Here is a 22,315-nt window from a genome sequence, read left to right on the forward strand (position 1 = left end):
GGGTCAGTCATGGTCATGGTTGACCGTCAACCTTTCTCGTAGTGGTTCCCATACAGCGAGGTGGTGCGAACACTCCCCCGGTGGGCCTTCCACGAAGTGGACAGTTGTGCAGGTTCTCCCCGAGAAGATGCCCTTGGCTTTTCGCCGGCACCGTCTCAGGTATGAAGTTGTGGCTCCCGGGGGCACAGTTCACCCAGGCAACCGGTCTAGTGTAGAGAACCCCGGATCAGAACCCAAATCGCCACCGGTCGGTGCCTGCGGCGACTGGTCCAGCAGCTCGAAACGTGGTTGGCCGGGCTGCCACGGCGGAGGCAATAGGCGACGTCTTCGACTGAAAGCCGCCGGAAACGCCCCGGCGAGGTAGCAACCGAGCAGGTGTTTCGCCAAGCCTGCCATCGAGCGCAGTCCACACAGCCAGTGGCTCGCGCGCGCCGCCCGCCGACACCCGACTCGGCTACGCTGGGTTCGTGACAGCAAACCGCGACGAACTGATCCACCTCATCAACGATTTGCCCGATGACCAGGTGGAAGTCTTGCTGCGAGACGCCCGTCGCCTGTCTGAACCCAGTCGGCGGAGAACGTGGCCGCCGAGATTCGTCGGCATGATCACCGACGGCCCGGTCGACGGCTCGACGCCCGAGTACATCGACTCTGTCCTGGCGCGAGGTTTCGGCACCGACCAATGATCGTCTGCGACACCGGCCCACTGGTAGCGCTGACGAATACGCGTGATGCCCACTACTTCGCTGCGAACGCACTGTTCCGGGACCTGCTCATGGCGGGTGAACGGATACTACTGTCACCGATGGTGTTGGCAGAGACGTGCTACTGGCTGAACGAGCACGGCGGCCCCGAAGTAGAAGCGGCCTTTCTGGACTCGGTTGTGGACGGGACGTTCACTGTCGTCGACCTCACCGAGGCCGACGTCGCGCGCATGGTCGAGCTCGTCCGACGCTTCGCCTCATTCCCACTCGGCGGCACCGACGCCTCAGTGGTCGCAGTAGCCGAGCGGTTCGGCGTCCGCGAGATCGCCACATTCGACCGTCGGCACTTCAGTTCGATGGTCCCGAAGTCCGGCGGCCACTTCACGCTATTGCCAGAGTCGCTGTAGCGGCGGCGAGCGCCTTGACGATCTGCGTCGATGACGGCGTGGCGCGGTGCGGCGCCACCGATCCCGATCGGGCGGGGATCGGCGATCACCCCGATCGTAGTGGGGCCGTTTCTCGCTCCGGTGATCGCTGAAGCTGATGTTGCAGCGTCGAGCCAGGAGCTGGCGATGCTGTCGGTGTCCTGACCGTGCTCCGCGCCCGCGGTATCGACGTTCCCGACGCGGTACGTGAGCGCGTACAGAGCTGTGAAGACCTCGAGCAGCTCGAGACGTGGCTGAGCCGCGCCGCCACGGCGCAGACAATCGGCGACGTCTTCGACTGAAAACGCTGGGAGCGCTGCCCTGAGTCCGCGACCACCGACAGGTCGGCCACCCCGGTGAACCGATCGGCTCCCGGGTACTGCTCCCATGATCGCCTGCGCCAGCTCGAACGACGATCGCCCGGCGGAAATGCGCCGACCACTTCCGTCCTGCTACCCGCCGACATCCGAGCACGCCTCGAAAGCCGGGCGGCAGCCAAAGGCGTGAAACCCGCCGAGATCATGCGCCGGGCACTCGTCAAATATCTCGACCGCCACTCGGCCTGAGCAGGCCCACACACCGGCATCCGCGGCCTTCCAGCAGATGAGGCGTGGAACCCGGCTCACCCTCCGCCCGGAAGCCTGCCAGCAACTCGCAAGAGCTGCCATCCTAAGCATCGTCGACGGCGACGGCTCACCCGGCACACGAGGTGCCCGCTCAGCAGGCGCGCGCAAACACCATCCAGGTCGATCAGCAAGCACCGGCAGCTCCGGATGACCGATCATCCGGTCCCCACACGTGTGCAATAGGCGTCCGCATGCGGAGCCACCCGAACCCTTTGCCGCCCAAAGATGTAGCCCAAAGGGCTGAATATCAGGCCGCTACAGTGTCGGTCGCGATCGGCGGTGACTGCCTGGCCGACATCGCGCAGTTGCGTGCCGATCAGGACGTGTTCGGCCCGGTGGCCTCGGATCCGACGGTATCGAGGCTGGTCACCGCGCTGGCTGCTGATGCCGGGCCCGTTGTGGCGGCGATCAACACCGCCCGCGCGCACGCCGGGCACATGCATGGCAGGCGGCCGGGGACGCTGCCCCAGACGCCGACTGCGATCAGGGTGGGCTGTTGGTGGTGGATCTGGATGCGAGTGTGCTGACCGCGCACTCGGAGAAGGAATCGGCGGCGCCAACCTATAAGCGGGGGTTCGGGTTTCATCCGTTGTGTGCGTTCGTTGATCACGGTCCCAGCGGCACTGGCGAGCCGGTGGCGATGATGCTGCGACCCGGCAACGCCGGAGCCAATACCGCCGCCGACCACATCAGGGTCACCGAACAGGTTCTGACCCAAGTACGCACACCGGCCCAGTCGGTGCTGATCCGTACCGATTCAGCCGGCGGCACCCACGAGTTCCTGAACTACCTCACTGGCCGTGGTCTGGGATATTCGGTGGGTTTCGGACTCTCGCATACCGCCGCGCAGGCGATCGGGCGACTCCTGCCGCAGGTGTGGACCCCGGCCTATGACGCCGACGGGACCGAACGCGACGGGGCGTGGGTGGCTGAACTGACCGGCATGCTGGACTTATCGTCCTGGCCTACCGGTATGCGGGTCATCGTGCGGAAAGAAAGGCCCCATCCCGGTGCGCAGCTGCGGTTCACCGACTCCGACGGACTGCGGCTGACCGCATTCGCCACCAACACCACCACAGGGCAGCTGGCGGCGCTGGAGTTGCGCCACCGCCGCCGGGCCCGATGCGAAGACCGCATCCGCTCGGCCAAGGACTGCGGCCTGCGTAACCTGCCGTTGCACCGATTCGATCAGAACCGTATCTGGTGCGTCATCGTCGAGTTGGCCTGCGAGTTACTCGCTTGGACCCAAATGCTCGCCCTGGCACACAGTCCCGCCCGTAGGTGGGAACCCAAAGCGCTACGGCTACGACTGTTTTCGGTCGCGGCCCGCATCACCTGCCACGCCCGGCGACGCCGCCTCAAACTCGCCGCCGGTGCGCCTCACCTACAACTACTCCTGGACGGAATACACACCCTGACAGCACTTCCCACCCCCGACTGAACTACGGCTCACCGTGACCACCAAGCAGGAAGGGCAACGCCTTTCGGGGCCGTGAACCCCGACGCCACCGACGCTCGGACGCCCCCTCCCGGCCCCGGCCCGGAATTCGGTCCTCAGACCACCACCTCGGCCCACTCAACAGGCAACGGTCGCCTCATGAAATTTCGAGGCTAAACCCCACGAATAGCCCTCGGCACCGCATTTATTGTGATGCCGAGGGCTATTCGTGGGGTTTAGGACAAGTGGGTTTAGGACAATGAGTCGACGATAGTAAGGTGGCGAGCCTATGTGGTGGCAGGAGGCGATCCGAGCAGGGAAGGTGCGCCGTGTGTTCGGTGTCGACCATGGCGACCTGGACGCACTGATGGAGATCGACGCCCCCGACAGTCCGATCGTTGTCGGACTCCGTCCGCCTGAATTTGACACCCATGCACGGACCATCGTCGATCTGATCGCCGGGGAACTTCAGAACGCCGTGCTGAATCTGTACCCGACATGGTTGCCGGGATCCGATCTCACGACTGATCGCAGTTCGCTCGGTGTAGCGGCTGCGGTTGCGCTCGCCCGGCGTATGAGCAAACAGACCGCCGCCTACTCACCGTTCGTGGTTGACCTTGCCCGGTCTGCCGCATCGAACACGCAACCGCGATCCGACTACTCGACCGAGGTCCGATTGTCGGGTCTGGCCGATCTGCTTCGGCGTAGCTACGGTCGCGACGAGATCATCATTGTCGTTACGGCGGACAACGAGGTCACCGACTGTGACGCGGCCATCGGTGCCGCCGCCGAGTGGCTGGCACATGCCGGTCGCCTGACGGTATGGCTCATCGGCCACGAGTTCGACCAGCTGACGCGGATACCGCGCATCGATCTGCATCGCATGCGCCGACCCGCGGACCGGTCCACGCGTGCCACGACTGCGATGCAGCCGGGGACAATCACACTCACCCCTATCGCCGGCCGTCCAGCCGCGAACAGCCCGGCCGAGCAACTCCTCGAACGAGCGCTGACCCACGAGACATGGGCGGACGAGCGGGTATGGAACCGCGGCATCGACGGCCTCGACCTCCTGGCCCAGACCATTCGCGTCGACCTCCAGTGGCGGCATGAAAGAGTGGTCGTGGAGATCGACGGCGCCGACCACCGCGCCGCACCGAAGTATGCGGCGGACCGCCTGCGCGACAACCTTCTTCAGATAGCCGGGCACCTGGTGCTGCGCTACACGAACGAACGGGTCCTCGACGACGTGGGAGCCGTCGTGGCCGAACTCCGCGAAGTGGTGCACACCCGGCGGCGGAAAGCAGACCGTTGACTGGGTAATAGCCCTGATAATAAGGAAAGATCACCCTGTGACCACCGATGCACCGTCGCGCGCCGAACGCACCATCCTCTTCGCCTTGATGGCTCATGCGAAGCCCATCCGCAATCCCGATCTGAGTCAGATCTCTCCGGAGATGAAAAAGGAGCGCCGGGACAGACTCAACGATCTGGGCCTCGTCGAGTCGGTACTGGTCAAACGGACCTACGTGCACACGCTGACCGACGCGGGTTGGGCGTGGTGTGCCGCCGAACTCCACTCACCCACGCCGCCGGGCTCGGGAACAGTCGAGAAAGCACTGGCCGCGGTCCTGCGCGGAATCGGCCGTTACCTGCGTGCGACCGACACGCTCCTGTCGGAGGTCTTCGGCGTCGAAGCATCCCCGGAGCAAACAGAAGCACCTGCTGCGGCGGGCCTCTCTTCGCGCGTGCGCGCAGCGTACGACGCGTTGTGTTCGCACCCCGGCGCCTGGGTGCGAGTCGCCGAATTGCGCGCCGCGCTCAACGATGTAGCCCAAGACGAATTCGATGACACCCTGGTCGCCCTGCAGCGCGAACCGGGTGTCCGCCTCGAGCCCAACGAGCAACAGTCGTCACTCACCGACGATGATCGCGCCGCCGCGGTCCGGGTCGGCAACCAACTCTGCCACCTTTTCGCGATCGAGGGCTGAATGGATACCGGGACCCGCCGCGCACTCGAGTCGATCAGGCTGGATTGGGCGACCACCCGCGACGACATCTGGGCGCCGCAGGCCCCGGTGCATGTCGATGGCCTGCACGACTCGGTCATCGACGAAACGCTGCGGTCGTTCGGCGATGCGCAGGTGAGCGGTGCGGCGAGTCCTCTAGGGGTGGTTATCCAGGGTCCGGCAGGATCGGGCAAGACGCACCTTCTCGGCCAGGTCCGCGAACGCGTGCAATACGCGGGCGGCTACTTCTTTCTCGCCAAGCTCCTCGATGGTGAAAAGTTCTGGGAGTCGATTCTCGTCTGTATCACCGAGGACTTGAATCGGCCGTCGCCGACGCATTCCTCCCAGCTGGTCCAGTTGCTCGACAGACTGGGCAGCGACGCCGGAATGTCCCCCGACGACCTGCGGGCGATTGTCGGTGATGCACCGCTGTCTCCGGACATTCTTGAACGTTTCGTCCGTGCCGTCTACCGCAGACACCCCGTGCATCGCCGACGTTCACAGCACATCCTGCGAGCGCTCGTCCTCATTGCCTCGGAGGACTTCGCTCTCCAAGACCTGGGAACGGCTTTTCTCTTCCTCAACCTTGAGGACCTTGACGAGGCGAAGACCTGGGGTATTCAAGTCAGAAGGCTCGGCTACCAGGAGGTCGTGGAGAACATTTCGCGCATTCTGGCGATAGACAATGCCGCAGTGCTCGCAATCGACCAGCTCGACACCCTCATCGTGACCGATCACCACGGCAATGCAAACCAGAGCACCGTCGACAATATCGCCCACGGATTAATGACGCTGCGCGAAACATTCAGCCGCACAACATCAATCGTGTCGTGCCTGTCGGCGGCCTGGAAAATCCTCGAAGACAATGCTCCTCGTGCGGTCGTCGACCGGTTTCGCAAGCTGCCGCCGCTGCAGCGGCCGACATCCACCGGGTTCGGCCGCTGCCTGCTCACCAAACGATTCACCCGGTTCTACGAGGTGTCAGCCTTCACCCCGCCGTATCCGACGTGGCCGGTCAGCGACGCCGCACTGGATGAATCCGTCGACTACACTCCGCGTGCGCTGATGCAGGCCGCGGATCGGCACATCGGGATGTGCTTGCGGTCAGGAACGCTGACCGAGATGACGTCGCTCCGACAAGAGGAGGTGACCGAACCAGAACCGCTTCACGACGATCCAGGACTCACTGCGCTCGACCGTCGGTTCGACGAACTGATCGCGGTGGCCGATCCGGCGGCCGTGTTGGATCCGACCACGGAGGACACCCGCGTTCCAGAACTGTTGATGGCCGGCCTGGCCGCCTGGGTCGATGCGTTGCCGGCCGGCGCCGAGCGCTACCACTGGGACGACAAGCCGGGTAAGAGCCCTAATCTTCATGCGCGGCTGCGTCGCACCATCGACCCCGAGACCGACGCGCAGCAGTCGTGGTCATTTCGTGCGATCGCCTCGGGAAATGCGATTGCGGCACAGACACGTCTGACGAGGGCCTGTACCGCGGCTGGGATTACCAGCCGACTCAACATCCTGGCGATCCTGCGGCAGACTCCGTGGCCCTCCGGGCCGAAAACCGCGGCACTGGTCAACGAGTTCATCGAGCGAGGCGGCGTCGTTCTCTCATGGTCTGCCGATGACATCCGAATCCTGATCGCGTTGCGGGCGCTGCGCGCCGAGCGAGTCGATCGCTTCGGTGAGTGGGTCACATCCCGGCGACCCGCGTCACGCCTGACGTGGCTCGATGCGCTCCTATCCAGCACTGACTCGAATTCAGAACCGGCCGCCGGTTCACCGTCGGTTGAAGTACAAGGAGCGCAAGCGACGACGCGCCTCGAAACCTCGCAAGTCGGCATTTCCGTGGACCCCACGCCCTTGCCGGCTCCTCGACCTGCGCGGACACCGACGCGGTCGAATCGCTTCGTCCTGGGGTCGGTGGTCGGCGCCCTGACCTCGCGTGAGGTCAGTGTCGAGTTGGAGGCGCTGCGCAAGCACACGGTCATTTTTGCCGGATCGGGTTCAGGAAAAACGGTTCTCATCCGGCGGATCATCGAGGAATGTGCCCTGCGCGGCGTGTCGTCGATCGTCCTCGATGTCAACAACGACCTCGCCCGCCTCGGACAGCCATGGCCGCAGGGTTCACGCGAGTGGCCGAACGCCGAGGACGCGGCGACCGCTCGTGACTACATCGCGAACACCGATGTAGCCGTGTTCACCCCGGGAAAGATGTCAGGACGGCCGCTGAGCTTCCAGATGCTTCCGGATTTCACCGGGGTGGTCAACGACCCGGACGAGTTCGGTGCCGCGGTGGCCTCGGCATTGGGCGCGCTGGCACCGCGAGCCCTCGCGATCGGCAAGTCGGCCAAACACAAGCGGCTGCTCGCGACCCTCAAACAGGCCATCGAACATTTCGGCCGCACCGGTGGCGGCACCATCGACACTCTCGTGGATCTGCTCGCCGATCTCCCGGACACGCTGTGCGAATTCTCCGACAGCCCCAAGCTCGGGCGGGAACTCTCGGACAATCTGCGATCCGATCTGATCACCGACCACGTGTACAGCAACGACCCGGTCAATCCGTCGGTCCTGCTGACACCGCCGGCGGGCTACCGCGCGAGGGTTTCGGTGATCAACCTGTCGGGTTTGCCTGATACGAACAAGCGCAACAACTTCATCGCCCAGTTACAAATGGCACTTTTTGCCTGGATCAAGAAGCACCCCGCGGGCAACAAACCGCTCGGCGCAGTACTCGTGATGGACGAGGCCCAGAACTTCGCCCCCTCGGAGCGCACGACGACATGCACCGAAAGCACACTCGCGCTCGCCGCACAGGCGCGAAAGTACGGCCTGGGCCTCGTCTTCGCGACACAAGCCCCAAAAGGTTTGCATTCCAAGATCGCCGGAAACGCGTCGAACCAATTCCTCGGCCGGTTCCAATCACCGGTCCACATCAGTGCGGCCAAGGAACTCGCCGCGGCCAAGAGTTCCGACGTTTCGGACATCGGCCGCCTACAAACAGGCATCTACTACGCGGCGGTCGACGGTGGTTCCTTCGCGAAGATCCAAACCCCTCTGTGCCTGAGCTACCACCCATCGAGCCCGCCTTCGGAGGAGGAGGTCATCGCGATCGCCCGCGCATCGTCAATCCGCCGTTGAACTACCACTGAGTTTGGCCATCCCGCGCATAAACCGCACATTAGATATGACAAACCTGACTCGCCGGACTTCGTGACTTATAACATCCCGGAGCAGGCGCCGAGTCGTCCAACTACCGAGACTTCGGGGGGTATCCACACACGTTATTCAAGATCATTGCGATGACAAGCGTTATGATGGACCCACAGAACACCACGAGCACACCGATAAGCATCGTCGCGACGAATATCAATTCAAACCCCGGGTTCGCAAACTTGGGATCTGTAAACTCATCCCAGAATGCGATTATCGTTGCAGCGGAACAGAATAAGAGTTGGGCAACAATTGGAGAACTGAAACGACCTTTAGGATGACGTCGGCCGTGCACAGCACCAGCAAACCCCATACCTGCGATTGCAACCAGCCAGGCAAGGACCGGAGCACCGGTCCAGTCACCCCATTTCATGACTTGGTCGACCCATTTCATGACCAGAACTGCAGCGACGATATACAACACGACACTGGCAACCTTGCATTTGCGGCGGTATTGAATCAGATCTTGATTCTGTTTCAATACCTTGGCTTCGTCAGCCGCCCTGGCCTTGGCACGCGCTTGGACACGCTCCATTGAAGCCGCCTCGGTATGCTCGGGAGAAACTTTCGGCAATGACGCCGTGCCATTTCGAACATCTTCGAGCAATTTTACCATACCATCACCCTGGCGAAAGAACCGCATGGTTCCCACTCCATTGTTTTCTGGATCAAATCTGTCCGTCCAAGCACCATACTTATCCTGGCGGCGGCTATCGTAGAAGTATGGATCAAAGTCGAACGACTGGATATCCGCATCACTAATCGGAACGCAATCTCCACGTATTTCCGAGTGATCTATTTCTAGCCCAGAAAGTTGCACTTCAGTGCTTATCCAAACTTTCTGTAGATTTCCGCTTTGATTAAGGACTATGTACGTGTCGTCGTGCCCCTCCCGCTCCTTTCTACCACCTTGGAGCGAAAAGCGCCCATTCCAAGTGCGTCGATCGAGAACCCAACACTGCCCTACGAGAACAACCTCCTTCTCTCTACCATGAGAATAGTCGCCGTAGCCGATGGACGGCGTCGGTGGTATGCGAGTCTGCGATGCCGCCATTCTCGCTAAGCCTTCAATCTTTGCCCGGTCGAGTGACGATGAAGCATAGGAACGCGGAAAACCTGACAATTTGCTCAATATCCTCTTCGTATCGATAGGACGCTGGATCCACTTCCACCTAGTTCAGTCCTGATGCCACCCAAAACAGAAGGGCACCACACTTGAACACTCTTCCACTGAAATATGGTCAACAAGAATTAGCACTTTTTCGGAGGCGGGGAAAGATGACGACGCGGATTTCACCCTTTTGGGTGACAGTCCGCAGCAAACGATACGTCATGCACCGACGCCAGGTCCGCCGACCCGGACGCTCCTCGTCCACCGCAACATGTCCGCCGGACACCTCAGCAACGCGGTTGTCGCGTGCAAATGACTCCGGGTGCTTACTTAGCGGCCTGCGCTGCTTCGGCCCCGTTACGTCCCCAAGCATGTTCATCGACGGCTGCATTGAGACGCAGGCACCGGTGTCTGGTGCATCGCCATCGACCACCTCGCCCAGCCGATCTGTCCGGGCACCGCTTCCCGACTGCAGCTCACGGTCAAGTCAGATGCCAATTGGCGGCGATCAATCCGTTCCCTTCCTGCCCACCATCCGCCGAAGACGCGGCGGTGGACATAGCTCGCACATCGGTCGCACCACTCATCCGTTGACACGACATCGCCTCCCACACCCCGCCCGAAGTGACTACGCTGGCTAGCGCTCCTGACGCACACCGACCGGAGGACAGCGAAGACATGGGCGTGATCTCCAAGCTCAAGGGCGAGCTCGTCGACATCATCGAATGGTTCGACGACACTCGCACGACGCTCGCGTGGCGTTTTCCGCGCTACAACAACGAAATCAAGAACGGCGCTCAGCTGATCGTCCGGGAGGGCCAGAAGGCGGTGTTCGTGTACCGCGGCCGGCTCGCGGACACGTTCGGGCCCGGCAACTATGAGCTGACCACCGAGAATCTGCCGATCCTGTCGACGATTCAGGGGTGGAAACACGGGTTCAAGAGCCCGTTCCGGTCCGAGGTGTACTTCATCAACACCCGGCCGGTGACCGAGCTGCGGTGGGGCACACCGAACCCAATCACCATCCGCGACCCTGATTTCAAGATGGTTCAGGTCCGTGCCAACGGCATGTGTGTGGTGCGGGTGGCCGATCCGGCGATCTTCCTGCGGGAGGTGATCGGCACCGACAGCAACGTCAACGTCGATGAGATCTCGGAGTTGTTGCGGCGCATCATCGCGCAGGCGTTCTCGGACATGATCTTGCAGACGGGTGTCGGCGTGATCGACCTGCAGGGCAAGGTCGGTGAGCTGTCGCAGAAGCTGAAGGCGTTCGTCCAGGAACGTGTCGACGACGAGTACGGCCTCGGCATCGAGGACATTCTGCTCAATGTCTCGCTGCCGGATGAGATCACCGCGGCGATGACCCGTGGTGTGGCGCGCGGCGTGGAGGAGCAGGGTTTCCTCAATCAGGTCGACGACATGCAGCGCTATCAGCAGGGCAAGCTCGGCGAGGCAATGGTGGCGGGCGCCAACAATCCGGGCGGAAGTTCGGTGGGCGATTTTCTCGGTGCCGGTATGGGCATGGCGCTCGGCCAGCAGATGGGCGGTGCGGTCGCCGGACCTCGCCAGGCCGGCCCGGCTCCGGCCGCCGCACCACCTCCGTTGCCTACCGCGACGCAGTACCACGTCGAGCAGAACGGGCAGGCCGGTGGACCTTACACGGCCGCTCAGTTGCAGCAGTACATCGCCGGTGGTGCGGTGACGCGGCAGACGCTGGTGTGGGCGGCGAACATGGCCGGGTGGACGGCGGCCGGACAGGTTCCCGAGCTCGCCACGCTGTTCCCGGCGGTTCCGCCGCCGCTGCCTCCTCGGATGCCTCCGGCCTGACCGCGCGCGTTCTTTTCGAGAAGGCTTTTCGAGAGGACTGTCCGATGACCACTCCCCCCACGCCGCCGCCGCTGCCGTCCGACGGCCCGCCGCCGCTGCCGTCCGACGGCCCACCGCCACCGCCGTTCGGCGCACCGCCGCCGTTCCAGTCCGGCGGTCCGTCGCCGTCGCAATCCGGTGGCCCACCACGTCCTCCGTACGGCGCACCGCCTCCGCTACCACCGACTGGTGCCGGTAGCCCGCCGCCGATGCCGCCACGACAAGCAGGCCCGCCGAAGCAGGCCGCATCGATGCCCGCCAACAACTCACGGCCACCGATGGCACCACCGGTGGACCCGCGCGCGGGCCGGGTCGGGCAGCATCATGTCACCGAGGACACCCGCACCTATCCGTGCGCCAATTGCGGCGGAAATCTGGTGTTCGATCCGGCGACCGGGGTGTTGCGCTGCCCGAGTTGCAACAGCACCAGGGAGATCGCCCGGTCCGACGCCCGGGTGGGATTGCACGAACTCCGCGATGCGAAGGTCGCCGCCGCCAACACCCGCGGACTGTTGTCGTCGAACGACCCGGCCGCCTCCGACGAACATCAGGTGGTGTGCCAGAACTGTGGTGGTACAACGGTGTTCACCGGAACGCTGACCGCCACCCGCTGCCCGTACTGTGCATCGCCGATTCAGCGTGACGATATCCAGGACGCTCCCAAGACGCTGCCCGTCGACGGGGTGATCCCGTTCGGTGTCGACGACAAGGTGGCGCGGCAGAACATCGAGAAGTGGATCAATTCCCGCTGGTTCGCGCCGACGGAGTTCAAGAAGTATCGGACCCTCGGCTCGTTTTCGAGCGTGTATTTCTCCTATTTCAGTTACGACACCATCGCCTATACCCGCTATACGGGTCAGCGCGGCGACGACTACACGGTGGAGGTCGGTAGCGGCGACGACCGGCACACCGAAACCCGCACCCGCTGGACCAATGTCCGCGGCGACGTCGTCGATAATTTCAAAGATGTTGCAGCCCTGGCTAATACCGGTGTCGATCCGAAACGTGTCGAGGAGCTCAAGCCGTGGCCGATCGAGACGGCGCGCCCGTTCACCGGCGAATACCTCGCCGGACATCTGGCCCGCACCTACGAGATCGGACCCGAGGAAGGTTTTCAGGTCGCCCGCCGCGAGGAGATCGACGATCGCATCGCCTCCACGGTGCGCCGTGACATCGGCGGTGACAAGCAGCGCATCTCGTCGTCGGAATCGCGGTTCAATCCGCTGCAGTTCCGGTATCTGCTGCTGCCGATCTGGTTGCTGACGGTGGTGTACGACTCCAAACCGTTCCAGGTGTACATCAATGGCGTAACCGGTGAGGTGCAGGGTTCGCGGCCGTACAGCAAGGTCAAGATCATTGCGGCGATCGTCGCCGCCATCATCGCCATAACGGCGATCGTGATACTCGTACAGTCGGTGAGGTAGCGGTGGGAACTCTTGTGATCATTGCCGTTCTGCTGGTGATCGTCGGTGCCGTGGCCGTGGCAGCCGCGCTGATCCTGATGTTGCGCAAGTCTTCTCGCACCCAGCTTCAGCAGTCGGCACAGCTCTACCCGGGCAAGATGATCGAGGCCCCCGACGGCTGGGCGCTCGGGCATTCCCCGGAGGCGCGGCTGTTCCGGCGAATCCGGGACGCGGTCACACCGCTGCACAACGCAACCGGCACCGATATCTCGCTGATCGACGGCCGCGTCCAGATCGAGTTGACCGTCGACGACGTCGCGCAACGTCTGGTCACTTTGAGCACCGTCGACCGGGCGGTGGCGCAGCCGGTGCTCGACCGCGCCGAATGGTGGGTCGCCGCGCTGGAATCGGTGTCGGGCAAGCTGATCCTCGGTCGGCGTCTCGAGGTCGGCGAGTTGGAGCAGGTCACCAAACAGAATCCGTTCTCGTAGATAGCGATGGACGTCGCCGCAAAGCCGGTCACCTCAACCAGCACAGGAGCCAACCGTCAACCCAACTGAATGCCTTACAGTAAACAGATAGAGGCACAGTAGAGAGGATGACACGTGGATCTGGGATTTGCCGATGCGGTGGTGGTGGTCAACGGGGGCACCAAGGGAATGGGCCGGGCAGCAGCAGAAACCGTTGCTGCCGAGGGCGCGAAAGTGGCGCTGCTGGCCCGCGGTGAGCAAGGACTGAACGACACCGCCGCCAGGCTGACCGAACTCGGCGCCCCCGATGTCCTGCCGATTCCCACCGACCTCAACAGCCGAACCGATATCGACGCAGCATTCGCGACCATCGGCGAACGCTGGGGCGTGGTGAACACACTGGTCAACGCCGTCGGTCCCATCGACGTCGGCATCGGCCCCCTCGAGAGCATCGACGACGACAACTGGCATGCCACCTTCGACATCGGCACGCTCAGCGCCGTCAAGTGCGTGGAAGCGGCGCTACCGCTGCTCCGCAAGGCCGAGTGGGCGCGCATCGTGAATGTATCCGCGCATTCGGTGCGTCGTCAGTCCCCCACCCTGATCGCCTACACCGCCGCCAAGGCCGCGCTCACCAGCGTCAGCAAGAATCTCGCGCAGACCCTGGCACCCGAGGGGATCCTGGTCAACACGGTCTCCCCCGGTTCGTTCCTGTCCCAGGGCCTGCGTGACTACCTCTCACGCCTGCCCGACGACCGCCGCCCCGACCTCGATGACCTGTACGCGGTGATGGACGCGATCGACGCCGAGTTCGGGCATCCCGCATTCATCCGCCGGGCCGGTCTCCCGTCCGAGATCGGACCGGTCATCGCATTCGCCGGTTCCCGCACCAACACTTACATGACGGGCGCCGATCTCAATGTCGACGGCGGCTCGGATTTCTGAACCGCAAACTTCTGAACCACCCTGCCGATGGCAAAATTCGGCGTTATGAACCACGCGGCGAACCCCTACCGGACCGCGACGGTCAGGTCGCGTCGAGCGTGACCGACGTCGACCCGAACCCCGACAACGACAACTGCGACCGATCCCGTTGGCACAGCCTAGAATTCAATTCGACGGCACTGCTGGCCGCGGCGCTGATCAACAGCGCCCTGGGCCTGGTGTTCTGGGCGCTGGCGGCCCGCTTCTTCGTCGAGGCCGAGGTGGGCCGCGCGGGTGCGGTCATCAATACCGCGGTCATGTTGTCGACGCTGGCGAATCTGAGTCTCGGTGCGCTGTACGAACGCTTTCTGCCGCTCGCCGGACGCCGCACCGGAGCCCTGCTGATCCGCGGCTACGTCGTCACAGGGCTGTTCGCGTTGCTCCTGGGCGCAGTCTTCATCGCGGTCGGTCCCGCCGACGACCTGTTCGAGTCGACGACGGGTAAGACATTGTTCCCGCTGTGCGTGGCGACGCTCGCGGCGTTCGCCCTGGCCGATTCGGTCCTGGTCGGGCTGCGCGCGGCCCGCTGGGCGGCGGTCAAGAACATCTCCTTCGCCGTCGCGAAACTCGCGATCCTGTGTGCCCTAGGCCTGACCGTCGCAGGTGACCGCGGTTCAGTAGCGGGTCACGCGGCGATCGAGGTGTCGTGGGTGCTCACCGCTGCGGTTGCGGTGCTCGTCGCGCAGACGGTGGTGGTGATGGCGGTGCGCGCCCAGTCCCGCACCGAATCGACGCTGCCGCCGAACGGCGAACTGTGGAGCTACTTCGCGAGCACGTTCAGTATCGCGGCGCTGGCGAGCATCACGCCACTGGTGTTACCGCTGCTGGTGGTGGTGCAGGCCGGGGCCACCGAAACGGCGTATTTCACGGTGTCATGGACCATCGTGTCGGCGATCTTGGTGGCGGTGCTGATGGTGTGCGGGCCGTTCATCGCCGAGACCGCCGCCCATCCGGAGCAACTCGCCACCCTGCTGGGCAGGTTCCTGCGACTGTTCGGCTTGGTCATCGTGGCCGCATCGGCCGCGCTGGCAGTGGGCGGACCAATCGCGCTGTGGCTGGTCAGCCCGAGTTACGCCGAGAACGCGTGGGCGCTGATGCTGTCGGCCGCGCTGGTCCCGATCGCGAGCGCGCCCGGTGTGGTGTTCGCCTGCCTGTGCCGCGTGCATCGGACCATGCTGCCGGCGGTTGCGCTGCAGGTGGTGTCCACCATCGGAGTCATCGCCGGCTGCGCGTGGGTGATCCCGCGGCATGGCATCGCCGGCGTCGGCTGGACCTATGCGGCGGTCGAAACGGCCGGTTCGCTGCTGATCGCGATCCCGCTGTGGCGCCGGCTGCGCATCGATCTGCGCGACCCATCGGCAGCCGATCAAGGCCGCGACATACCCGCGCGGTGAGACACCGTTCGGGCTAACATCGCGTCGATATCTACCCTACGGTTCAGTGTGGATTCATCATGTGAGGTGTGTTGATGTCTCTTGCCGAGTTGCGGGCCGCCCAGGCACTGGACCGGGCGACGGCCGGCCATCGTGTATTTCCGGCCGGCTGCGTCGTCGTCGGCGGTGCCGGGTCGGGTAAGACGACCGCTCTGTCGGAACTGGTGGCCGGAGTCGACGGTCCACTCACCCGGGTATCCGGCACCCTCGGCAGCTTGCGCTACTCGTTCGCCGTCCCGTCCGGCGATGCGCGGGACTCGGCGCGGTGGGCGATATCGGTGCAGTTGCTGACGTCGGGTTCGACGCTCGTCGTCGACGACGCGCACCTGCTCGACGACGAGTCCGCGGCCATCTTGCACGCGCTGATCGTCCACGACAGCATCCCGGCATTTCTCGCATGTAGCACCGAAACACCAGAACGAACCGCTCCCGCGTCGATCTCCGCGCTGTGGAAGGACGGCCATCTGCCGCGCCTGGATCTGGCCGACCTGACCATCGAGGATGCGACCAGCTACGTCCGGCATGCCCTCGGCAGCGTTCCGACCGTCACGGGTGTCGCGCGGCTCCTGCGGTGGGCGGGCGGTACTCCCGCGGCATTCATCGAAGGTGTGGAACTGACCATCGCCCGGGGCTGCTGGCTGGGGATCGGTGAGATCGCCGTATTCCAGTGGGTTCCCGCACTCACCCCGGCGCTCAGAGATCGGTCGTGCGCGGAGTTCGAGGCGCTCCCCGAGCCGGTGCGCAGGGTGGTGTCGGCGCTTTCTGTGGCAACAGTGGCATGTGAATCCTATTGCGATGGAGCCATTCCGATCCAGGCGCTACAGTCGGTGTGTTCGGTAGAGGACCTGCTGGCCGCCGAGCAGACCGGGATTCTCGACGCCGATCAGCATCGGGTGCGCCTGCGCAAACCGTATCTCGCCTCGTACGCCGCCTCGGTGACACCGAGTCTGGCTTCCGCGGAGTGGGCGGCCAAGCTGGCCGACGGATGCCTGGAAACCATCCGCCGAGCCGGTCCCTCGTCGTCACCCGACAAGACCGACCCGATCCTGATTCTGGCGGGCGAACTCACCCTGCAAACCCTGGGACCCGATGTCGAGGGACTCGCGGCCGCCGCCGATGCCGCGCTGCGCAGGGGCGAGCATCATGCCGGGATCCGGCTCGGCAAGGCCTGCCCCACACCTCCGCAGTCCGTCGGCTGGGCCGCCCTGCACGAGGCCGACCTTACGACGGTACGCGAACTGCTCACCTCACCGTCCGGTGCGTGCCAGCCGCTGGCGGCCGTCGCCGGATGCGCGGAGGTGTGGGCGACCCGCGGTCCGGGGGAACTGTGCAGCCTCACCGACACCCCGATTTCCGCGGTCACCGCAGCACTCAGCTCCGACCGGGTGGTGGGTACGTGGGTGGGAATCCTGTACGCCAACGCGTTCGCCGTCGCCGGGAACATCGAGGCGGTGCGTGCGATTCTGGCCGTCGTCAACCCCGACGGGGCAAGCCCCGGCCCGACGGGCAAGGACGCCGTACTCGATCTGTACACCCGCGGCACCCTGGTGGTGGCCCTTCGCCAGTGCGGAAATGTTGCTCGCGCATGCGAACACGCCGACCGGCTGCTCGAAGGCACTCGGACCGCAGCACCCCGGGTCCGTGCCATGGCGGCGCTGGTGGCGGCGGCGACCTATGTCGAATCCGGCCAGTTCGCGCAGGCACGTGCCTGCTTGCACGAAGGTGCGGAGATCTTCGTCGACTCTGTCGGCCACAATCTGTTCACCGGACTGCTCGCCCGTATCGCGGCGATGGAATCCGGAATCGTCGAAATCGAAGTCGCCGAACCGATATCGGCACCACCGGGCCCGACGCTGCCCGACGAGCTGGTACCGGACGAGACGATGCCGGACGAGGCCGCGCTGGCGTCGTTCACCTCGATCGCCGTCATCAGCCAAGCGTGGGTGCTGGTCGCCGGCGATCGGGTCGACGACGCGGTCGAACTGTTGCAGGACTCCGCCCACGATGCGGTCGCGTGCGGTGCGCCCGCGGTGGCGGCCGACTACACCGAGTTGGCCAACAGACTGTGCGCGCCCGACCAGGCATGTGTGCCGACTGCGTTGCGTTTGCTTGCACAGCAACATAATCCGCTCAGCAGGTTCGGTCTGACGGTTCGCTACGCCGATGCCTGGCAGGCCCGCGACGGCGGTGCGCTCAGATCCGTCGCCAGGGACTTCGAGACGGCCGGCAACCTGCCTGCGGCCGCAGATGCCGCCGCGCAGGCCGCGGAGGCCTTCGATGAGGCGCGCGACGGCGCGCGGGCGGGGGCGGCCCGGGCCCATGTCCGCTCGCTGATCTCCCGGATCGGTTCGCTGAGGTCGCCGGCGCAATTGCGCGTCGAGGCCGACGACCGGCTGACCGGACGGGAGCGGCAGATCATCGAATTGGTGGGACAGGGATTGTCCAACAAGGAGATCGCCTACCGGCTCGAGTTGTCGGTACGGACCATCGAGGGACATGTGTTGCGGGTGTGCGCAAAGCTCGGCGTGCGTTCGCGTGGTGAGGCCGCCGACGTGTGGAGCCCCTCGGCGTGAGCAGAGTGTGGCCGCACCTGCCCCGGCCGACGGAATCATCCCTTGTCGCAGGGGCTTTGAAGAAGAGACGGCCGGTGATCGTCGCCGGTCCGGCGGGGATCGGGAAGACGAGCCTGACCCGCGCGGTCGTCGCGTCGTCGGACCGCCCGATCGAGTGGCTGGTCGGATCAGCGTCCACCCGGCAGACTCCCCTGGCCGCGCTGTCGACGCTGATGCCTGTCGACGGTGCGGGCGATGTGATGCGAATCGTCACGAACCTCTCCGAGCGACTCATCGATCGTCGCGCAGTGCTCGCCGTGGAGGATGCCGGACTACTCGATGCGGCGTCGGCAATGGTTGTCGCACAACTTATTCAGTCGGATATCCACGATGGGGTGATCGTGATGTCGCGATCACCGGAACTCGACGGTGCCGAGCCCGCGCTGACGTCGGCATTGTCGGCGGCACGCGCCATGGTGGTACAGCCGACCGCCTTCTCGCACGACGATCTCGCCACCATCATCGGCCAATACCTCGGGGCTCCCATGGATTACGCCGATGTGATGAGATTGCATTCCGCGAGTGGGGGCAATCCGCTATACGCCCGGCACCTCGTCGCCGGTTCGGTCTCGGCGGGTGCGGTGCACCGCTGGGAGGACGGAACAATCAGCATCGCTGAGGGATTCGCGGTGTCGAGAGAATTGGAGGCGGTGGTCGGGTCGGCCATCGACGCCGCCGGGCCGCAGGCAATCGGGCTGCTGGAATTTCTGAGCCTGCTCACCCCATTGCCGGTGTCCGCGGTGGCGGATCTCGGTTTTTCCGATGTAATCGATGACAGTCCGGATATTTGGTGACGGCGTGTGTGCACTACACGACCGCGACCGGTGAGCACGACCGGTCGCTGGCGTTGCTGGACACGTTCGGGAACCGGATTACCCAGCCCGCGCTGCTTGGCGCGATACACGCGATGCGCGCGACGACGATGCTCAACGCCGGTCGCCAGGCCGAGGCATTGTCCAGTGCCCGAGCATGTTTGACCGGCGAATGGAACGGCATGGCGTGGGCGGCGCTGGCCAGGTTCACCGAGGCCGAGGTGTTGCGCAGGCTCGGCGAGACCCGGCGTCCGGTGGTGGTCGGCCACGATGCGTTGCACTTGGCGTCTGTGTCCGGGCCCCTCGTGGGTGTCGGCGCGCTGCGAACTCTCGCACTCACCCACATCGGCGGTGGCGACCTCGACGCGGCAGACGAGGTGGCCGCAAGGTTTGCCGATACCGTTGCATTGCAGTCGATTCCCCGCGCACTGGCGTGTGGGACGATGTCGTCGGCTGCGGTGGCCCGTGGGCACTTCGGCAAGGCGCGGCGCCTTGCCCTCGATTGTCTGCATGCGCTGCCCGCCGACGACCGCAATGGTCTCGGTCGTGGCGTCGCGGCGATGCTCGCGGGTGTCCGGGCGATGCTCGGCGATGTGGACGGCGCACGGTGGGCACAGGAACGCTGCGAGGTGGCAACCCTGCGCAGCGGCGAATGGCCGGATGTGAATCCGATTCTGAGTGACGGTTTCGCGCGTGCCGCCGCCGGCGAGGTGACCATTCCGATCGCACGGTTCCGCGAAGCAGCGCAGATTTCGTTCGCGCACCAACAGGTCGCCGATGGCGTCAACAACCTGTACTGGGCCGTCCGGTTCGGTGATCGGGATGCGGCTGTGGAACTGTGCGAGCCTCGCAGGCGCGGGGAAGGTCCTCTCACCGGACTCATGGTGGCCCACGCCGACGCGCTCCTCGACGCGGATGCCGCCCGGTTGCGTCTGGTCAGCGATAGCTTCGTCGAACTCGGTTACATCCCGTTCGCCGCCGACGCAATTGCCCACGCGATCATTGCGCTACGCAGCGCGGGCTTGCCGCACAAGGCCCGCGAACTCTCGCCGCGCCTGACGTTCCTTCGCAGTCTGGCCGATGACTTCCTGTCCCCCGCCATCCGCGCGGCCGAGCTGAATACAAACCTGTCGCCACGCGAGTTGGAGATCTACGCTATGACGTCCGGGGGCCGCTCCCGCATAGATGTGGCGGACGCACTGGGCATCCGTCCATCGACGGTGACAGCCTACCGATCGCGCGTCCGGGAGCGTCTCAACACCTGGTGACCGGACCCCGCTGTCGCCCGAAGGGTTACATTTTCAGACCTTTACCTGTCCGAAGTACCCCTTCTGACCAGTTTGTACTGCGGACTGAGTAGTACTCCGCACAAACTAGGTAGTCGGGTGAGGTACCGGTAGCCATGTCTACCCTGGGAGCGTTGCTCCAAACGTCTGCAAAGCCTGGAGTATCAGCATGCGAATCTCGCACAAGAACCGTGCCCGCCTCATCGCGGCCGCCGCCGGTGTCAGCCTGTTCCTCAATCCCGGACAGGCCACCGCCGACGACGACACGGGTTCGCAGTCCGGGACGTCCTCACAGAGTGACTCCAGCGGCACGTCCAACTCGTCGTCGGGAGAATCGTCGTCTGGAGAGTCGTCGTCGGGAGAATCGTCGTCGGGAGCGTCGTCACCGACTGCTTCCGGCGGTTCTTCAGCCTCCGGCGGTGCGGACTCGTCCAGCGGTTCTGATAGCTCCAGCGGTTCTGATAGCTCCGGCGGCTCCGACTCTTCCGGTGAGTCCGACTCCTCCGGTGAGTCGGGAACCGACTCCAGCGGTGCGTCCGGAGTCGACTCGTCCGTCGGCAGCGACTCCGGCGAGACCACATCACCGGGCGGTGACGGATCAGGAGGAATACCGGAGGTCGACACGTCCGGGGGTGGCACCGAAACCACCACCAGCGGATCATCGGACGCCGGAAGCGCCTCAGCCGGCACCCAGACCGACATCACCTCCCCGACCAGCAGCAATCCGGACACCAGCACCTATCAGCCCTACGCCTCGACGGCCAACTCTGATTCGGGTGACTCACAGCAGGGATACCAGGGCACCCAAGACACCAGCGACGGCCAATCCTGGACGCCACCCACCGCCCCATCAGCCAACTACACCAGCCCCGATTCGACCAACACCGACCCGACGAACACTAACTCGGCGGGCACTAACTCGGCGGGCACCAACTCGGCGAGCGAGGACTCGGCATCCCGCACCAGCGACACCGACCCATCCGAAAACACCACAGAACCAACCGAATCCACCGAACCACCCAGCAGCCCGCAGCTCCTCAGCTTCTCCGCCCCCAGCATCCCCGATCCCACCGAAACCTCGAATACACCCCAAACCTTCAGCAACGCAACATTTTTCGCAACCACCACAGCAACCCCACAAGGCACCACCACCAACACCGCACCACTGGCCACCCTGCTGACGTTCCTCGGCATCCCCCCCACCGGCGGACCCACCACCACAACCACGCTCACCAGCCCCGCCCCCTGGACCCTGCTCTGGTGGATCCAACGCACCCAATCCCTGGTGAACAACCAAACCCCCAACGCCGCACCCACATTGGCACCCACCACCGACGGCTACACCATCAGCCTGAACGCCACCGACGCCGACGGCGACCCGCTGACCACCACCGTCACCACCCAGGCAACCCACGGCACCGCCACCGTCAACACCGACGGCACCATCAGCTACGTCGCCAACCCCGGCAGCACCGCCGCCGACCAATTCGCGGTCACCATCTCCGACAACGGGCCCCACGTCCACGGCCTTGCCAGCCTGCTGGGTCTACTCACCGGACAAAACCCCCACAACCGCACCGTCACAATCAACGTCCCCGAAAACACCACGGTGCCAACCAATCAGCCCCCGGTCATCGATCCCACACACACCCTGGCGGTCGGTACAGCTGACACGGTCACCGGCGCAGTCATCGTCACCGGGCTCTCGAACATCGTGACCGACCCCGACGGCGACCCCGTCACCTTCACCAGCCTCGACACCAGCATCGACTTCGACACCACCAACCCCGACACCTTCACCTGGACCCCCACCCCCCAAACCCGCCACAACGCAGCCACACCCGGCGCACCCCAAACCACCACCATCATCATCACCGCCGACGACGCCAACAACGGCACCGTCGACATCACCGTCGT

General features: G+C 64.6%; 18 protein-coding genes and 1 pseudogene. 18 read left to right on the forward strand and 1 reads right to left on the reverse strand.

Annotated elements, in window-relative coordinates; translation table 11 throughout:
• Positions 1-467: 467 nt before the first annotated feature.
• The 9 genes and pseudogenes from Q0627_RS13990 to Q0627_RS14030 all read left to right on the forward strand — a co-directional run bounded on the left by Q0627_RS13990 (position 468) and on the right by Q0627_RS14030 (position 8,349).
• Positions 468-686 (forward strand): hypothetical protein, encoded by a 219-nt coding sequence (locus tag Q0627_RS13990; RefSeq protein WP_291019507.1) that lies wholly within the window; start codon positions 468-470, stop codon positions 684-686.
• On the forward strand, positions 683-1,111 hold the full coding sequence (locus Q0627_RS13995; protein ID WP_291019505.1) for a type II toxin-antitoxin system VapC family toxin: 429 nt from the start codon (positions 683-685) through the stop codon (positions 1,109-1,111). Before Q0627_RS13990 ends, Q0627_RS13995 begins: the two co-directional genes overlap by 4 nt.
• A 30-nt stretch (positions 1,112-1,141) precedes the next feature.
• Entirely contained in the window at positions 1,142-1,294 is a 153-nt protein-coding gene (locus Q0627_RS14000; RefSeq protein ID WP_291019503.1) for a hypothetical protein, read from the forward strand.
• A gap of 2 nt (positions 1,295-1,296) precedes the next feature.
• Positions 1,297-1,431 carry a hypothetical protein gene (locus Q0627_RS14005; RefSeq protein WP_291019501.1) on the forward strand — a complete coding sequence of 45 codons (135 nt, stop codon included), beginning with the start codon at positions 1,297-1,299 and terminating at the stop codon, positions 1,429-1,431.
• A gap of 54 nt (positions 1,432-1,485) precedes the next feature.
• Positions 1,486-1,695, forward strand: coding sequence for a CopG family transcriptional regulator (locus tag Q0627_RS14010; protein WP_291019498.1), 210 nt, complete (start codon positions 1,486-1,488; stop codon positions 1,693-1,695).
• A gap of 320 nt (positions 1,696-2,015) precedes the next feature.
• A pseudogene (locus Q0627_RS14015) lies at positions 2,016-3,196 on the forward strand (IS1380 family transposase); the annotation flags it as partial.
• Positions 3,197-3,524: 328 nt separating this feature from the next.
• Positions 3,525-4,508: an endonuclease domain-containing protein gene (locus Q0627_RS14020; protein ID WP_298810798.1), complete on the forward strand. Its 984-nt coding sequence runs from the start codon at positions 3,525-3,527 to the stop codon at positions 4,506-4,508.
• A gap of 37 nt (positions 4,509-4,545) precedes the next feature.
• On the forward strand, positions 4,546-5,184 hold the full coding sequence (locus tag Q0627_RS14025; protein ID WP_291019493.1) for a hypothetical protein: 639 nt from the start codon (positions 4,546-4,548) through the stop codon (positions 5,182-5,184).
• Complete coding sequence (locus Q0627_RS14030; protein ID WP_291019490.1) at positions 5,185-8,349, forward strand: helicase HerA domain-containing protein; 3,165 nt, start codon at positions 5,185-5,187, stop codon at positions 8,347-8,349. It abuts the gene before it with no gap.
• Between the two features lie 112 nt (positions 8,350-8,461).
• On the opposite strand, the gene Q0627_RS14035 is transcribed toward Q0627_RS14030, so the two are convergent.
• The gene (locus Q0627_RS14035) at positions 8,462-9,553 is read right to left on the reverse strand and encodes an HPP family protein (RefSeq protein ID WP_291019487.1); all 1,092 of its coding nucleotides are present in this window, start codon (positions 9,551-9,553) and stop codon (positions 8,462-8,464) included.
• Positions 9,554-10,210: 657 nt separating this feature from the next.
• Between Q0627_RS14035 and Q0627_RS14040 the strand changes: the two genes are divergently transcribed.
• The 9 genes from Q0627_RS14040 to Q0627_RS14080 all read left to right on the forward strand — a co-directional run.
• Positions 10,211-11,359 (forward strand): SPFH domain-containing protein, encoded by a 1,149-nt coding sequence (locus tag Q0627_RS14040; RefSeq protein WP_291019480.1) that lies wholly within the window; start codon positions 10,211-10,213, stop codon positions 11,357-11,359.
• A 44-nt stretch (positions 11,360-11,403) separates the two neighbouring features.
• Positions 11,404-12,822 carry a hypothetical protein gene (locus Q0627_RS14045; RefSeq protein ID WP_291019477.1) on the forward strand — a complete coding sequence of 473 codons (1,419 nt, stop codon included), beginning with the start codon at positions 11,404-11,406 and terminating at the stop codon, positions 12,820-12,822.
• Positions 12,823-12,824: 2 nt separating this feature from the next.
• Positions 12,825-13,292 carry a hypothetical protein gene (locus tag Q0627_RS14050; RefSeq protein WP_298810807.1) on the forward strand — a complete coding sequence of 156 codons (468 nt, stop codon included), beginning with the start codon at positions 12,825-12,827 and terminating at the stop codon, positions 13,290-13,292.
• Positions 13,293-13,406: 114 nt separating this feature from the next.
• Positions 13,407-14,216, forward strand: coding sequence for an SDR family NAD(P)-dependent oxidoreductase (locus Q0627_RS14055; protein ID WP_291019472.1), 810 nt, complete (start codon positions 13,407-13,409; stop codon positions 14,214-14,216).
• A gap of 98 nt (positions 14,217-14,314) precedes the next feature.
• A complete protein-coding gene (locus Q0627_RS14060; RefSeq protein ID WP_291019469.1) occupies positions 14,315-15,649 on the forward strand; it encodes a lipopolysaccharide biosynthesis protein in 1,335 nt (444 codons plus the stop codon).
• A 74-nt stretch (positions 15,650-15,723) separates the two neighbouring features.
• Positions 15,724-18,261 carry a LuxR family transcriptional regulator gene (locus tag Q0627_RS14065; protein ID WP_298810811.1) on the forward strand — a complete coding sequence of 846 codons (2,538 nt, stop codon included), beginning with the start codon at positions 15,724-15,726 and terminating at the stop codon, positions 18,259-18,261.
• The gene (locus Q0627_RS14070) at positions 18,258-19,094 is read left to right on the forward strand and encodes a hypothetical protein (protein ID WP_298810814.1); all 837 of its coding nucleotides are present in this window, start codon (positions 18,258-18,260) and stop codon (positions 19,092-19,094) included. Before Q0627_RS14065 ends, Q0627_RS14070 begins: the two co-directional genes overlap by 4 nt.
• 8 nt (positions 19,095-19,102) lie before the next feature.
• The gene (locus Q0627_RS14075) at positions 19,103-20,380 is read left to right on the forward strand and encodes a LuxR C-terminal-related transcriptional regulator (protein ID WP_291019460.1); all 1,278 of its coding nucleotides are present in this window, start codon (positions 19,103-19,105) and stop codon (positions 20,378-20,380) included.
• Positions 20,381-20,567: 187 nt separating this feature from the next.
• A partial coding sequence (locus tag Q0627_RS14080; RefSeq protein ID WP_298810818.1) for an Ig-like domain-containing protein occupies positions 20,568-22,315 on the forward strand: 1,748 nt, incomplete at its 3' end.

It is taken from the genome of uncultured Gordonia sp. (genome assembly GCF_937858515.1).
Classification (GTDB): domain Bacteria; phylum Actinomycetota; class Actinomycetes; order Mycobacteriales; family Mycobacteriaceae; genus Gordonia.